12 protein-coding genes and 1 pseudogene are annotated in these 14,807 nt (G+C 60.8%); 6 read left to right on the top strand and 7 right to left on the bottom strand.

The genetic code is table 11. The features are described from left to right. Positions 1-6: 6 nt before the first annotated feature. The 3 genes from GQ59_RS22995 to GQ59_RS22985 are packed head-to-tail and all read right to left on the bottom strand — an operon-like array spanning position 7 to position 5,230. Complete coding sequence (locus tag GQ59_RS22995) at positions 7-3,078, bottom strand: efflux RND transporter permease subunit (protein ID WP_037085601.1); 3,072 nt, start codon at positions 3,076-3,078, stop codon at positions 7-9. Then, complete coding sequence (locus tag GQ59_RS22990) at positions 3,075-4,160, bottom strand: efflux RND transporter periplasmic adaptor subunit (RefSeq protein WP_037085598.1); 1,086 nt, start codon at positions 4,158-4,160, stop codon at positions 3,075-3,077. The genes GQ59_RS22995 and GQ59_RS22990 overlap by 4 nt, the downstream gene beginning before the upstream one ends. Continuing rightward, positions 4,157-5,230 carry an efflux RND transporter periplasmic adaptor subunit gene (locus tag GQ59_RS22985; RefSeq protein ID WP_037085596.1) on the bottom strand — a complete coding sequence of 358 codons (1,074 nt, stop codon included), beginning with the start codon at positions 5,228-5,230 and terminating at the stop codon, positions 4,157-4,159. The genes GQ59_RS22990 and GQ59_RS22985 overlap by 4 nt, the downstream gene beginning before the upstream one ends. Positions 5,231-5,341: 111 nt before the next feature. On the opposite strand from GQ59_RS22985, the gene GQ59_RS22980 reads away from it, so the two are divergent. Then, positions 5,342-5,959 carry a TetR/AcrR family transcriptional regulator gene (locus GQ59_RS22980; protein ID WP_037085829.1) on the top strand — a complete coding sequence of 206 codons (618 nt, stop codon included), beginning with the start codon at positions 5,342-5,344 and terminating at the stop codon, positions 5,957-5,959. Between the two features lie 218 nt (positions 5,960-6,177). Here the strand turns inward: GQ59_RS22980 and GQ59_RS22975 are convergent, their stop codons facing one another. Then, positions 6,178-7,065: a LysR family transcriptional regulator gene (locus GQ59_RS22975; RefSeq protein ID WP_037085593.1), complete on the bottom strand. Its 888-nt coding sequence runs from the start codon at positions 7,063-7,065 to the stop codon at positions 6,178-6,180. Between the two features lie 211 nt (positions 7,066-7,276). Here GQ59_RS22975 and GQ59_RS22970 point away from each other — a divergent pair, with 211 nt between their 5' ends. From GQ59_RS22970 to GQ59_RS22950, 5 genes are all read left to right on the top strand, one after another. Continuing rightward, positions 7,277-8,395 (top strand): MFS transporter, encoded by a 1,119-nt coding sequence (locus GQ59_RS22970; protein ID WP_084683264.1) that lies wholly within the window; start codon positions 7,277-7,279, stop codon positions 8,393-8,395. Between the two features lie 61 nt (positions 8,396-8,456). Then, positions 8,457-9,566: an alpha/beta hydrolase gene (locus GQ59_RS22965; protein WP_201772432.1), complete on the top strand. Its 1,110-nt coding sequence runs from the start codon at positions 8,457-8,459 to the stop codon at positions 9,564-9,566. Between the two features lie 185 nt (positions 9,567-9,751). After that, positions 9,752-10,225, top strand: a complete 474-nt coding sequence (locus GQ59_RS22960; protein ID WP_152564431.1) for a cytochrome P460 family protein — start codon at positions 9,752-9,754, stop codon at positions 10,223-10,225. Positions 10,226-10,255: 30 nt separating this feature from the next. Then, positions 10,256-10,942 (top strand): hypothetical protein, encoded by a 687-nt coding sequence (locus GQ59_RS22955; protein WP_152564430.1) that lies wholly within the window; start codon positions 10,256-10,258, stop codon positions 10,940-10,942. Continuing rightward, positions 10,939-11,358 (top strand): cyclophilin-like fold protein, encoded by a 420-nt coding sequence (locus GQ59_RS22950; RefSeq protein ID WP_244448030.1) that lies wholly within the window; start codon positions 10,939-10,941, stop codon positions 11,356-11,358. The genes GQ59_RS22955 and GQ59_RS22950 overlap by 4 nt, the downstream gene beginning before the upstream one ends. 222 nt (positions 11,359-11,580) lie before the next feature. Here the strand turns inward: GQ59_RS22950 and paoC are convergent, their stop codons facing one another. From paoC to GQ59_RS31385, 3 genes and pseudogenes are all read right to left on the bottom strand, one after another. Further along, positions 11,581-13,779, bottom strand: a complete 2,199-nt coding sequence (gene paoC, locus GQ59_RS22945; protein WP_037085587.1) for an aldehyde oxidoreductase molybdenum-binding subunit PaoC — start codon at positions 13,777-13,779, stop codon at positions 11,581-11,583. A 3-nt stretch (positions 13,780-13,782) separates the two neighbouring features. Further along, a complete protein-coding gene (locus tag GQ59_RS22940) occupies positions 13,783-14,733 on the bottom strand; it encodes an FAD binding domain-containing protein (RefSeq protein WP_037085584.1) in 951 nt (316 codons plus the stop codon). Next, positions 14,730-14,807: pseudogene (locus GQ59_RS31385) on the bottom strand ((2Fe-2S)-binding protein); the annotation flags it as partial. The gene GQ59_RS22940 and the pseudogene GQ59_RS31385, both read right to left, overlap by 4 nt.

The raw sequence follows: 14,807 nt of genomic DNA, 5'->3' as shown, positions 1-14,807 counted from the left end.
CGTGGATCAAGCTTGTGCAGCTTCCGGGGAGATATTCGGTTCCTCGCGCGGTATCCGGAACCAGGCCACATAAAGGGCCGGCAGGAAGAGAAGCGTCAGCACCGTACCGACGACGATCCCGCCCATCATGGCATATGCCATTGGTCCCCAGAAGACTTCCCGGGAGATGGGGATGAGGGCGAGCGTCGCGGCCGCGGCGGTCAGCAAGATCGGCCGCATCCGGTGTTCCGTCGCCTCGACCACCGCACGCCACGGCGGCATGCCCTCGCTGCGCAGATGTTCGATCTGGACCACGAGGATCACCGAATTGCGGATCAGGATGCCGATCAGTGCGAGCACGCCGAGGATCGCGACGAAGCCCATCGGAGCGTTGCTGAGAAGTAGTGCCGCTACGACGCCGATGAGAGCAAGGGGAGCGACTGCGAAAACCAGGAACAGGCGGCTGAAGCTCTGGAGCTGGATCATCAGGATCGTCGCCATGGCGAACAGCATGAGCGGGGCAACTGCGGCGATCGGCCCCTGCGCATCGGCGCTCGATTCCACCGAGCCCCCAACCTCGACCTTGTATCCTGCAGGAAGGGCTTTCGTGAACTTTTCGACCTCGGGCTTGAGCTGCTCCACGATTGTAGCGGGCTGCGTCGACCCGGTGACCGCGGCCTTCACCGTGACCGTAGGAATCCGATCCCTTCGCGCGATCATCGGCTGTTCGAGCTCGTAGCGGAACTTGGCAACTGCGGAAAGCGGGACGGACTTGCCGTTCGATCCGGGAAGCTGAAGGTCTCGCAGCGTTTCGATCGAACCTCGCTCGGCGTCCTGCGCCCTGCCGATCACGTTGATCAGGTAGATGCCGTCGCGGATCTGCGTTGCCGAAGACCCTTCGACGATGCTGTTGAGCACGTTCGCGATATCCTCCGAGGAGACGCCAAGCTGGCGAGCCTTGTCCTGGAGCACATCCACCTTCACGACGCGCGAGGGCTCGTTCCAGTCATAGGTCATGTTGGCGATGAGAGGATGCCGGTTGACGATGGCTCCAAAGCGATGCGACAGCTCGCGCACCGTCTGGATATCCGGGCCGCTGACGCGGTACTGGACTGGCTTGCCCACTGGCGGACCGATATCCAGGAGTTTGACGAAAGCGTCGGTACCGGGAAAGGTCTTTGCGACATAGTCCTGCAGGTCCGCGCGCAGCTTGTCCCGGGCTTCCAGGTCCTTGGCGACGATGACGATCTGCCCGAACCAGACAGCCGGGGTCTGCACGTCGTAAGACAGGATGAAACGCGGCGCCCCTTCCCCGACATGGGTGGACCAATGGTCGACATCGGGGTTGCCGACGAGTTTCTCCTGCTCGAACTGCGTCATCTGGCGGTTCGTCTCCGCTATCGTGCTGTTTTGCGGCATGCTCCAGTCGACGATCAGTTCAACGCGGTCGGACGCCGGGAAGAACTGCTGCTGCACGAGGCCAAGACCGCCAAGCGAGAGACCGAAAACAGCGATGGTGGCGGTGATCGTGACCCAGCGCCAACGCATGGCAGCTGCCAGGAGCCAGGCAAATCCCCGCGCGGCGCGTCCCTTGCGCTCGTGGTGGGACTTCATCGTCTTGGGCAGGATCGCCACGCCCAGCAACGGCGTGAAGAGGACGGCCACAACCCAGGACACCACGAGCGAAACCGCAATCACGACGAACAGGGTAAAGGTAAATTCACCCGCCGCACTGTTGTTGAGGCCGATCGGGATAAAACCGGCGACGGTGACGAGCGTACCCGTCAGCATCGGAAAGGCGGTCGACGTATAGACATAGGTGGCGGCTTTGCGCAGATCGTCGCCTGACTCCAGGCGCGCCACCATCATCTCGACGGCGATCATGGCATCGTCCACGAGGAGCCCTAACGCGATGATCAAGGCGCCGAGCGAAATGCGCTGCAGCGAGATACCCGTATATGCCATGACGACGAAAGTGATCGCCAGAACAAGCGGGATCGAGATCGCGACCACCAGCCCGGCGCGCAGCCCAAGGCTGATGAAGCTGATCGCCAAGACGATGGCGATTGCCTCAAACAGCGCCTTGGTAAAGCCGGACACGGCTTCTTCCACGACGGCCGGCTGGTCGGAAACCCGCTCCACATTCACGCCGATCGGAAGATCGGCCACGACCCGCTTCATCTCCTCGTCCATCGCCTCACCGAAATTCGTGAGGTTGGCTCCTGCCGTCATGCCAATTGCCAAGCCTATTGCGGGCTGTCCGTTGAAGCGGAAGAGCGCGGACGGCGGGTCGACATACCCTCTCTTGATGGTCGCGACGTCGGTGAGCGGGAAAAAGCGATCATTCACCCTGAGATTGATGGCCCGCAAACTCTCTTCGGTCGTAAACTGGCCACCGACGCGCAACGCGATGCGCTCGGGTCCCGCATCCACGAAGCCGGATTGCGCTACCGCATTCTGGGCTTGAAGCGTTTCGATAACGGCCTGGCGGTCGATGCCGAGCGCCGCGATCTTGCGGGTCGAGAATTCGAGATAGACGGCTTCGTCCTGCGCCCCGATAATGTCGATCTTGCCGGCATTCGGAACCGTCAGAAGCTTCGCTCTCGCGTCTTCCACCAGGTCGCGGAGCTGGCGCTGCGTCAGGCCGTCGGATTTGAAGGCGTAGATGTTGCCATAGACGTCGCCAAAAGTGTCATTGAAGAACGGGCCGACGACGCCACTGGGAAATTCGCCCTTGATGTCGTTGATCATGTTGCGGACGCGAAGCCAGTTGCCCGTCACGTCCCTTGCTTTGGTGGTCGCAAGCAATTCGACGTAGACCGTAGTCTGCCCGGCGACCGTTTCGCTTCGCGTGTAGTCCAGCGCGTCGAGTTCCTCCAGCTTCTTCTCTATCCTGTCCGTCACCTGACGGGTCATTTCTTCAGCGGACGCACCCGGCCACTGCGCATTGATGATCATCGTCTTGATGGTGAACGCTGGATCTTCTTCACGGCCGAGGTTGAGGTAGGAAAATGTGCCCGCCAGGATGAAGACGATCATGAAATACCAGACGAGCGAACGATGCTCGAGCGCCCAGTCCGAGAGATTGAAGGATTTCACTTGAGGGTCTCCTGATCGATACGAACGGTCTGGCCGTTTACGAGGGTGTTGACGCCAGCGGTGACGATCCTGTCACCGGGTTTGATCCCGTCGGTCACCGTGACGGGCCCACTTGCGACGGCTTCTTCAGCAAGCGTGACCGGGGCGGAGGTGACCTTCCCTGTCGCGGTGTTGACGATCCAGACGAATGCCTCCGATCCCTCTGTCCGGATCGCGGAGGAGGGCAGCCGGATAAAGGTCTTCGCCTCACCCATGGAACTGGCTGTTATGACCGAGCCGAGCCTGAGGGCCTCAGGCGGATCGATCAGCGTCAACCGCGTGCGTCGCGTCCGCGTCGCGTCGTCCGCTTCGGGCGCGATCTCGCGGACCACGCCCCTGGCGTGAATGCGGGGGTCAAGTTGCAAGGCGACGTCGAAGGATACGCCGGGCTTCAAATGGTCGCCGGCAGCTTCGGGCACGTCGACCACGGCGTCGCGCTCTTCCGGTCGCGCGACGGTGGCAACACTCTGCCCGGGAGAGACGACAAGGCCCACCTCGGCGGCGGTCGCGGTGACCACGCCGTCGAATTCGGCGAGCAGACGCGAGTAGCTCAGCTGTTCGTTCGCCTTGTCCAGATTTGCCTGAGCCTTGGCGACCGCTGCTTCTGCGGTTTTGCGCTCCAACTCGGCAGTTTCAAAGGTGGCCCTGGCCCCGCTCTGTCTCTCGAGCAGAGTTCTCTGCCGGTCTTCTGTGATGCGGGCGTTGGCAAGTTGCGCCTGGCTGTTGGCAAGGTCGGACCGCGCGCTTTTGACCGCCAGCTCGAGAGCCACCGGATCGATGGCTGCCAGGACGTCGCCCTTTCTGACGAGGTCGCCCACCTGGACGTTGCGGGCGATGACCCGGCCAAGGATGCGGAAGCTGAACTCGGTCTCGATACGGGCCTGGACAGTGCCGGGCAAGGTGAATGCCGTCTGCGGGACCGGTTCGGCCAACTGAGATAGGACCGGGCGGGGAGGCAGCGATGCTGCGTCCTCTTCCTTCTGGCAAGCCGACAGCATCGCGGCCGCCGCCAGAAGCGCCGTCAGGCGGGGATCGATTTTCATCTTGCAGCTCCTTCATAAGACACGAGGTCGCCCTCGCTCAGAAACTTCGTGCCGTTGGAAACGACAATGTCGCCGGCAGACAGGCCGGATTCGACGGAGAAGCGCCCGCTGGCATAGGCCCCGACCCCCACGGGATGGAGGGAGACGGCGCTCGTCTTCGGATCGACGAGCCAGACGGCCGTCCGCCCCGCACGCGAAGCCATTGCCGACCAGGGCAATTCGATGACGGTCTCAGGCTTGTAGCGCGCGGTTGCAACCACGGCGCTCCCCAGGGGAGCGTCCGACGCATCTTCGAGAGCGAGCTTCACCCGGATCGTCCCCGTCGTGGTGTCGATGGTGGGCGAGATCTCGCGGGCCCTGGCCCGAAACCTGTCGCTGCCCGACAGGAGCCTGACATCGGCAACGTCCTCAAGCGCGCGTCCGAGAAGGGCGGACTCGTTGGCATTGATCACGGCGTCTCGAGGACCATCATGGGCGAGTGTGAAAATAAGCTGGGCGGCCTGCGCTACCTGACCGACTTCCGCACTTCTGGCGGTAATGATTCCGTTGGCATCCGCCTTGAGATCCGTCTGGCCAAGCGTGTCGCGGGCCGTATCCAGCTGGGCCTGCGCGGACTGAACCGTGGCCTGCGTGGTTAAAAGGGCTTCGCGTGCGTTATCGAGGGCGGCCAGCGTGGTTACGCCTGTGGTGAACAGGCTCTGCTGCCTGTCGAATGCCTGCCGGGCCTGCGTTTCCTGCGCCTCCGCAGATTGGAGATTGGCAAGTGCCACCTGGAGGTCAGCCGTCTGTTCCTGAGTATCGAGACGCGCGAGAACCTGGCCGGCCTTGACGTGATCGCCGACATCGACCAGCCGTGCGATAATCCGACCGCTGACGCGGAATGAAAGGTCGGACTGGACCCTGGCCCTGATCTCGCCCGTCGTCGAAATGGTTTCCGACACCGGTACCGCTTGCACGGTCACCGTCTCCACCTGCCGCGCGCTCTTCTGTCGAGCTTCTTCCTGAGGAGCGCAAGCCGCGAGGCATGCGATGGAAACCCCCAATAATATGCCTGTTGTTAACTGTCCCATAAGCCGCCTCTCTAATCGGTTTTGAAGCCGATTATAATTGACTAACCGGAAAGTCAATGAAATAATGCTGCCGTGTTGAAGCCGCAGGACCTGTTGGTGAGGAATGTGAACATGAAAAAGCTGACGCGCGCTGAACAGAAGGCTCTACGGCCTGCGCAGATTCTCGACGCCGCGTTCGAGGAGTTCATTGAACAAGGCTTCACGGCGGCGCGGATGGAAGATATCGCCGCCCGCATAGGAGTGACGAAAGGGACGGTCTACGTCTACTTCCCCACGAAGGAGATTCTCTTTTCTGCCATGGCGCGACATATCGCGGTACCGTTCGAGGACGTTCTGGCCGACGCCAGGGAACTCACCGGAAGTTACGCCGAGCGGCTGAGATCCTTGATCCTGCTTTTTTACAAGCGGGTGACTGAAGACCGCAGAACCCGGGAGCTGCTCCGCTTCGCTATCTCGGAGGGTATGCGTTTCCCCCAGCTCATTGACGACCACTATGCGGAACTCGTCGTGCCGATCCTCGTTACGGGGCAGGCTCTGATCGACGAAGGTATCCGTCAGGGTGAGTTCCGGGACGGGCCTGCGGCGGTTGCACGCGTCATACTTGCGCCTGCGTTGGCCTTGATTGTCGAAGGGCTGATCCACGACGGTCGTCTCGATCTTGAAACGCCGCGATATATCCAGGCCCATCTTGATCTGGTTTTGCACGGTCTCGCAGCCGCTCGCAGCTGATCGGGTGAGACGGGTGCTCGGTTGATCTGAAAGCCGGCCGCTTTACCGGAAAACGTTTCTTCTCGAAGGTGCGGAAACAGCGGATGCGTCGCGTTTTCTGCGCGGGCGATGTCGCAGATTGCCACGCGCATTTTTGGGAAATGGTCGAGGAGATACCGTTGAAAAAGCCCTCCATGCGATGATCAAGCCTTGAACAGAAATCATCGTTCGGAATGGCCTCAGCCGCGGAGTGCTTCAACAACAACCTTGAACGCCGGCGAATTCTGTCGCCTGCTGGGGTAGTAGAGGTAATATCCGGGAAACGGCGGCGTCCAGTCATCGAGAACCTGCACCAATTGTCCGGAAGCGAGTTCCCGCTCAACGAGGTTCTCAGGCACATAGGCGATGCCGTAGCCGCTGACGGCAGCGTCGATCATGGCATAGGAGGTGTTGAACGTCAGTTGTCCGGCAACGCGCACCCGAAGCTCCCGACCATCCTTCTCAAACTCCCAGCCGTACAAACCGCCCAACTGCGACTGCCTATGGTTGATACAGTCATGACCGACCAGATCCGGCGGTGTTTCAGGAACCGAGCGGGCCGCGAAATACTTGGGAGACCCAACGGCGACCAGGCGCCAATCAGGCCCTATTCGAACCGCAATCATATCCTTGTCCACGCTCTCGCCGAGGCGTACGCCCGCGTCGAACTTCTCTTCGACGATGTTCCTGAAACCGTTATCGCTGTTCAGCTCGACCTTGATATCGGGATAGTCCCGCAGGACCGGACGCAGTTTCGGCCAGACGACGCTTTGCAATGCATGATCCGACAGTGTTATCCGCACGGATCCCGAGGGCTTGTCCCTGATTTCCATCAGCTCGTCGATTTCGGTTTCGAGTTCTGCAATTCGCGGTGCAAGCGAGCGGATGAGCCGCTCACCCGCTTGCGTCGGGACGACGCTGCGGGTGGTCCGGGTCAGAAGGCGCAGTCCCAATCGCATTTCGAGCTTCTTGATCGTATGACTGATCGTCGATTGCGATGTGCCAAGTTTCGCAGCCGCCTTCGTAAAGCTCCGCTCTTCCGCAACCGCCAGAAACCAAAGCATGTCGTTGAGATCTTCCCGCTTCATGGTCGCCTCATAACATCACGATTGATGTCAATCATCGATAAGTCCAAGCGAATTGCAATGGCTAATCATGGAACTGAGGCCGACATATATTGCCGCCATGACACAGCAAGCTCTCACACGATCCGAATTTCAGGATGACGACACGAAACTGGACCCGTGGACAACTACGGATTCAGCCATCCCGAACCCCGCCTGGGGCGCAGTTGTCTCGATGGCCTTGTGCGTTGCTGTCCTGATCGCATCGGAGTTCATGCCGGTCAGCCTCCTGTCGCCGATCGCAACCGAACTTGGCGTCACGGAAGGCCGCGCCGGCCAGGCGATCTCGGTTTCCGGCATTTTCGCTGTGGTCACGAGCGTCTTGGTGACGGGTCTGACGCGGCGGCTGGATCGGCGGCTGGTCCTCGCATCCTTCTCGTTGATCCTGATGGTCTCCGGAACGATCGTCGCCTTTGCTCCGAATTATCTCGTGCTGATGATCGGGCGCGCGATGCTGGGTATCGCCATCGGTGGCTTCTGGTCGATGTCGACCTCGATCGTCATGCGGCTGGTTCCCGAAGACTCTGTACCCAAGGGACTGGCTATGCTGAACGCGGGCAATGCCGTTGCCGCGACAATCTCCGCGCCGCTGGGAAGTCTGCTCGGGAGCTATATCGGGTGGCGAGGCGCCTTCTTTGCGGTCGTTCCGCTCGCCCTTCTGGCTCTCGTGTGGCAGTGGGCCAGCCTGCCGTCTCTACCACCGCGTCGCAACGAGAGGTCGGCCAATGTCTTTCGGCTTCTTATTCGCCCGCAGGTCGCGATCGGCATGGGATCGATCACGCTCCTGTTCATGGGGCAGTTCGCCTTGTTCACCTATCTGCGGCCATTTCTGGAGACAGTGACAGCCGTATCGATATCCACGCTTTCCCTGCTGCTCCTGCTGATGGGCTTGGCCGGGGTCGCCGGAACATACCTCGTCAGCCATCTGCTGCAGAAGCGCCTGTTCAGCATTCTTGTCGCGATCCCACTGATCATGGGCGTGATTGCACTGGGGCTGATCGCACTCGGTTCATCTGCCGCCTTCACCGCCATCCTTCTGATCGGCTGGGGTCTGTTCGGCACGGCCGCACCGGTTGGCTGGGGCACGTGGCTGAGCCGCACCATGCCTGACGACGCGGAGGCAGGAGGCGGGCTTCAGGTCGCGACCATCCAACTCGCCATTACGCTTGGAGCGTCCACAGGCGGCGCCCTATTCGACGCCGTGGGCTGGTGGACGACCTTCCTGTTCGCCGCATCCCTGTTGGCCGGCTCTTCCCTTCTCGCCGCAGCAGCATGGCGTTCGACACACCGCTGAACATCAACAGCGCACCATCGGGATCATTTTCCATAACATTGCCACTCAAGGAGACGTGCAGATGACCATCGCAACAAACCAAGACGACGCACAGGCCTCGAACACCGGGATCGATCGCCGCCACTTGCTCAAGATGGCAGGCGCTGGCGCAGCGGCTCTCGGCGCCATGTCCATCTTCGACACCACTTTCGCACAGGCCCAAGACATGTCCAAAGGCGCATCCAACTTCTATACCAGTGATCGCGTGACCCTGCAGAAGGTCAGGTTCAAGACCCAGTACCAGACCGATGTTGCGGGCAATCTATTTCTCCCCAAGGACATCGACCAGGCGGTGAAAAACCCGGCCATCATCGTCGGCCACCCCATGGGAGCGGTGAAGGAGCAAAGCGCAAACCTCTATGCCACCAAAATGGCCGAGCAGGGTTTTGTCGCGATGTCGATCGACCTTCCGTTCTGGGGCGAGAGCGAAGGAAGGTCGCGCAACCTCGTATCTCCCGAGGCCTACGCCGAAGCGTTCAGCGCGGGCGTCGACTTCCTCGGTTCGCACGCGTTCGTGGACCGAGGGAATATCGGCGCGATCGGGGTCTGCGGTAGCGGCAGCTTTGTTATAAGCGCCGCCAAGATCGATCCGCGCATCAAGGCGATCGCCACGGTCAGCATGTACGACATGGGCGCTGCTTTCCGTCATGCGCTCAACAAGTCGCAGACGGTCGAACAGCGCAAGCAGTTCATCGCCACAGCTGCCGAACAGCGCTGGGCAGAGTCCAGCGGTGCTGACATCCGGTATATCGGCGGCACCACGCTCGAACTGACGGCCAATACAGATCCCATACAGCGCGAGTTCTACGACTTCTACCGGACGTCTCGTGGTGAATACACGCCTGCTGGAGCGACCCGACAGACGACGACGAAGCCGACGCTCAGCAGCAGCGTAAAGTTCATGAATTTCTATCCGTTCAACGACATCGAGACGATCTCGCCCCGCCCGATGCTGTTCATCTCCGGCGACCAGGCCCATTCGAAGGAATTCAGCCAGGATGCCTACAACCGGGCTTCGGAGCCGAAGGAACTTGTCTGGATCAAGGGTGCTGGCCATGTCGATCTTTATGACCGCGTCGACCTCATCCCCTTCGACAAGCTGAAGGGCTTCTTCGACCAGCACCTCGCCTAAGCCAGGAGCCAGGACGTCAAATGAGGCTTCCTGGCTCCATCCCCGCCTCGTCTCGGCTGGTGTCTGTTCGGCATCCGGTCGAGACGCGCGGGAAGACTCCAATCCCGAGTTCAGCAGTCTGTGTAGCGGCGGACCGAGCAGATGGGCGTATTGCCCTTTCACGATCCACTTAAAGGGTAAAACTCATGACATTCTTTCGCTGGTCCGGCTTGGTGGCTGCGCCCCTCGCGGTTGTCCTGACAGGCTATTTCGTCGTTGAGACCGAGCTATCGCCGACCTCAGCGCTTGCGGCATCCAACTCGGTTACGTTTCCGCCTCTCGAACAGCTCGAGCATTATACGACGGTCCGACGGGGGATCACCCGCGAGCATATGCTGACCAACCCTGCCGCTCTCTCGGCGCTGCGAGCCGGGCAACCTGTTCCGACCGGCACCCATATGGTTCTCGTCGATTATCAAAGCGACGTTCTGACGCGCTATCTCGTGGCACAGAAGATCGGAGCCGGCGCGGATCAATGGGAGTACCAGTGGTTCTGGCCGGATCGGACCGTCAAGGCCGACGAAAATGTCGCGCGTTGCTACTCCTGCCATCGTTCGCGTCAGTCCGAGCAGTTCATGTTCACGCTGAGCGGGGCCATTTCCGATGATGATCCGCTTTGACGCCGACGAGGTAGTGGAATGCTTCGATTGGTGACCGATCGCCTCGTTCTTCCCGCAAGCATGGCGGCGCTGCTTATGCTGGCTCTCGCCTACTGGTGGCTCGACAACGGTCCACATGAGATCTTTGGAACGACCATGTTCGGGCTTCTTGGATGGCACCTGACCATGAACAGGCGCTGGTTCTTGAAGCTCCGTAGCGGTCGTTACGATGTTCGTCGCTGGATGGTCGTTGTGATACATGTCTGGCTTGGGATCACCATGGCGGTACTGGTGGTAACCAGCGTGCTGATCTCACGCTCGGTGCTGAGCTTCACGCAGTTCACCAACAATGTGAGCGTCATAGAGCTTCACTGGTTCTCGGCCTATTGGGTCGCGATAATCGTTGCAATTCATGCCGGCACCCATTGGGCGCGCGTGATGACGGTGGCGGGAACCGTTTTCAGAGTTTCTCCGTCTGGGATCGGAACCGCTGCTTTACGGCTGATCGCTGTGCTGCTCCTGTGCTTCGGCGCCTGGAGCTTTGCGGCTCTCGGCGTCTCGACCAAGCTGATGTTCGGCTACAGTCTGGAATTCTGGGATTTCACCGGCTCGGTGGCGCCTTTTTTCGCGCACTGGACGGCTGTGATGGCAGGCGTGGTTGTGATTTCGCACTACGCGATGCTCTGTCTGAGAGCAGTTAACAGGGCGCGTATTCCGGCAACGAAGGGTGAGACATGAAACAGATCATGGGTGCGACTTTTCTCGCAGCTGTTCTGACGCTTAACCTGGGAGGATCCGCCTTGGCGCAGGACCGCATTGTGATTTCATCTGATTGGGGCAACGTCACCGCCGAACTGGCTGACAACGCGGCCGCTCGAGCGCTTGCGGCGATGCTGCCGCTGACGATCGAGATGGACGATCATCTTCGTCAGGAAAAGACAGGGGACCTGCCCACCGCCCTGCCAGCCGCTCCCCGTCAGCGAGATTTCTCCGCCGGTACACTCGGACTTTGGAGTTCGGGCGATTTCGTCATCTACTACCGGGAGGGGCGTGTACCGCAGCCCGGCATCGTGATTCTGGGTCAGATCCAAGGCGACGTCTCGATCTTTGACCGACCTGGCAAACTCACCGTCAAAGTCGAAAAAGCTCGCTGAGCTGTTCGCAAAACATTCTGTTATGGCACCCGGCGGCTCCTCAGCAGCCTCGCCGGAGAACGCGACGAAGGAAACAGGTTTTCGATCGTCAGCCAATCGTCTGCACCAGACCAAAGCCTTGCAGTGACAAGGATCGTCCGGCCTGAAGGATGAGCGTGCCATGCCGTGCGCGCGCCAGGTGCGAATGTGGCGGCGGCTTGATAAAGCCGCCGCCTCTCCTACTCAGGCAATTTCAGGAAGCCCTCCGATCAGCTTGTCGAGCGTGATCGGATAGCTGCGTACTCTGACGCCCGATGCGTTATAGATGGCATTGGCAATGGCTGCGGCCACACCGCAGAGACCGAGTTCACCGACACCTTTTGCCTTCATAGGCGACGACATCGGGTCGGTTTCATCCATGAATATCACTTCCTGATGCGGAATGTCCGCATGCACTGGCACCTCATAGCCTGCCAGGTCGTGATTGACGAAGAAGCCACGACGCGTATCGACCGCCAGTTCCTCCGACAGCGCCCCACCCGCTCCCATTGTCATGGCACCAATTACCTGGCTGCGTGCGGTGATCGGATTGAGGATACGACCTGCGGCGCAGACGGCAAGCATGCGGCGGATACGGCTTTCGCCAGTCGCGACATCGACACCGACCTCGACGAAGTGGGCGCCGAATGTCGATTGCTGATGCGTCTCGGTCAGATCGCCCCACGTCATCGTGTCTTCACCGACAAGCCCCTGCTCGCCTGCTGCCTGCGAAAGCGGAACGGAGCGGTTCCCGGAGCGCACTTCGCCGTTTTCGAACACGACATCAGCGGAGTTGAAGCCAAGCTTCGCCGCTATGGCCTCCCTCAACTTGACGCAGGCGGCATAGACGCCGGACGTCGAAGAGTTCGCCCCAAACTGCCCACCGGAACCAGCAGACACCGGGAAGCGCGAATCCCCGAGGTGCACCGCTACCTTATCGAGGGGTAGGCCCAACATTTCGGCCGCCGTCTGGGCGATGATCGTATAGCTGCCGGTACCGATATCCGTCATATCCGTTTCGACCGTGACGATACCCTCGCGATTCAGTCGCACACGGGCTCCAGACGGCAGGACGAGGTTGTTGCGGAACGCTGCCGCGACCCCGTGGCCAATCAACCAGTTCCCGTCTCGGCGAGCCCCTGGCCTGCCTCGGCTGTCCCAACTGAAACGTTCGGCGCCAAGCTTCAAGCAGCCGACAAGGTCGCGGTGAGAGAAAGGACGCTGGGGCTTCTCGGGATCCACTTGCGTATCGTTGAGGATTCTGAACTGCACCGGATCCATGCCCAGCTTCTCGGCCATCTCGTCGATCGCGATCTCAAGCGCCATCAACCCCGGAGCTTCCCCAGGCGCGCGCATCGCGTTGCCCTCGGGAAGATGCAGTGTCGCAAGCCGCATCGCCGTCATCCGGTTCGCCCCGGCATAAAGCAGACGGGTCTGAGCGACCGCGGTTTCGAGCTGGCCCCCGGGCTGGTCACCCGACCAGCTTTCGTGCGCAATCGCCGTGATCTTTCCGTCACGCTCTGCCCCGATCCTGATCCGCTGGATCGTCGCCGGGCGGTGCGTGGTGTTGTTGATCATGAACGGACGCGGCAGGGCGACCTTGACCGGCCTCTTCGCCGCACGGGCTCCCAAAACCGCCAAAACGGCATCCACTCGCAGGAAGAGCTTGCCGCCGAACCCGCCGCCGATAAACGGCGACATCAGGTGGATCTTTTCCTTGTCGATATCAAGCGTTGTGGCAAGGTCGCTTCGCCACCAGTCGATCATCTGGCTGGAAGTCCAAACGGTGACCTCATCACCATTCCATGCCGCGATCGATGCATGCGGCTCCATCATCGCGTGGGACTGGTCCGGCGTTGTGTACGTCTCGTCCAATGTGACCGCGGCGCTTGCAAAGGCGTCGTCGAAATTGCCGGCTGCGGTGTCTGGCTGCTGTGATTCAGCCGGCTTTTCGGCGGTTTTCATCGCCTCCTTCAAGTCAAAGGCACCAGCCTCCACGGCGTAGTCGACCTTGACCAACGCCGCTGCGGCACGGGCCTGTTCGAAGGTCTCGGCGACCACGACGGCGATCGCCTGATGGTAATGCTGCACCTCGTCGCCGCCGAACAGCTTCGCGGTATTGAATTTCCCCTTCTCGCGGTCGCCGACGCTGAGCGTGGTGACAACCGCGAGAACACCTGGCGCAGTTTGCGCTGCTGCGACGTCCATCGATCTGATCCGGCCCTTGGCAATCGATGCGCCGACCGGATAGCCGTAGGCGTAGGGAATTTGGGTGTCGTGCCACTCGTAAGCGTATTTCGCTCGGCCTGTTGTCTTCAATTGACCATCTATACGGTGGATGGGCTGCCCGACCACTTTAAGCTGGTCGATCGGGTTGGTCGTTGCTGGTGTGTCGAACTTCATGGCTCAACCCCTCGCTTCTGCGATCACGGACCCGAGCGTACGCTCGACCAGATCTATCTTGAACCGGTTCTGCTCTGTCGGCCGCGCATCTGCCAGAAGCGCCGCGGAGGTCGCCTTGGCTCCCTTCGCAAGCTCGGCGTCGGCCGCTTCAAGCCGCCAGGGCTTGTGGGCCACCCCGCCGGCTGCGACACGCCCGGTACCATCGGGCTGAATAACCGCACCGATGGAAACAAGAGCAAAGGCATAGGACGCACGGTCGCGGACCTTGCGGTAGATGTGACGTCCGCCGATCGGCGCCGGCAGAACGACGGCGGTTATGAACTCACCCTGCTCCAGGACGGTTTCGAGATGCGGCGTGTCGCCCGGCAGGCGATGAAACTCCGCGATCGGGATCGCATGACGACGCCCGTCCGGTTTCACGGTTTCCACGACCGCATCGAGAGCGCGCATGGCGACCGCCATATCGCTCGGGTGTGTCGCGATACACGCATCGCTGACCCCAACGATTCCCAGCTGGCGGCTGAAACCGCCAATAGCCGAACAGCCGCTGCCAGGCTGCCGCTTGTTGCAGGGCTGGTTGGTATCGTAGAAATACGGACAGCGGGTGCGTTGCAGGAGATTACCCGCGGTCGTCGCCTTGTTGCGGAGCTGACCCGAGGCACCTGCCAGCAGCGCGCGGGAGAGCAGCCCGTAATCGCGGCGAACGATATCATTCGCGGCAAGATCGGTATTGCGCACCAGCGCGCCAATGCGCAAGCCGCCTTCGGGGGTTTTCTCGATCGTGTCGAGGCCAAGAGTGTTGATGTCGATCAGGTGCGTCGGCGCCTCGATCTCGAGCTTCATCAGATCGAGCAGGTTCGTACCGCCGGCAATGAACTTCGCGGTTGGGCTGGAAGCGGCCGCCCTGGCCGCGGCCTCGATCGAGGAGGCACGTTCGTAGGTGAAGACTCTCATGCTTTTGTCCCCGCGACTTCCGTGATGGCATCCACGATGTTGGAATAGGCGCCGCATCGACAGATGTTGCCGCT

The organism is Neorhizobium vignae, assembly GCF_000732195.1.
GTDB lineage: Bacteria > Pseudomonadota > Alphaproteobacteria > Rhizobiales > Rhizobiaceae > Neorhizobium > Neorhizobium vignae.
The sequence above is the reverse complement of the archived record's forward strand: the minus strand, read 5'-3'. Positions and strand labels throughout refer to the sequence as shown.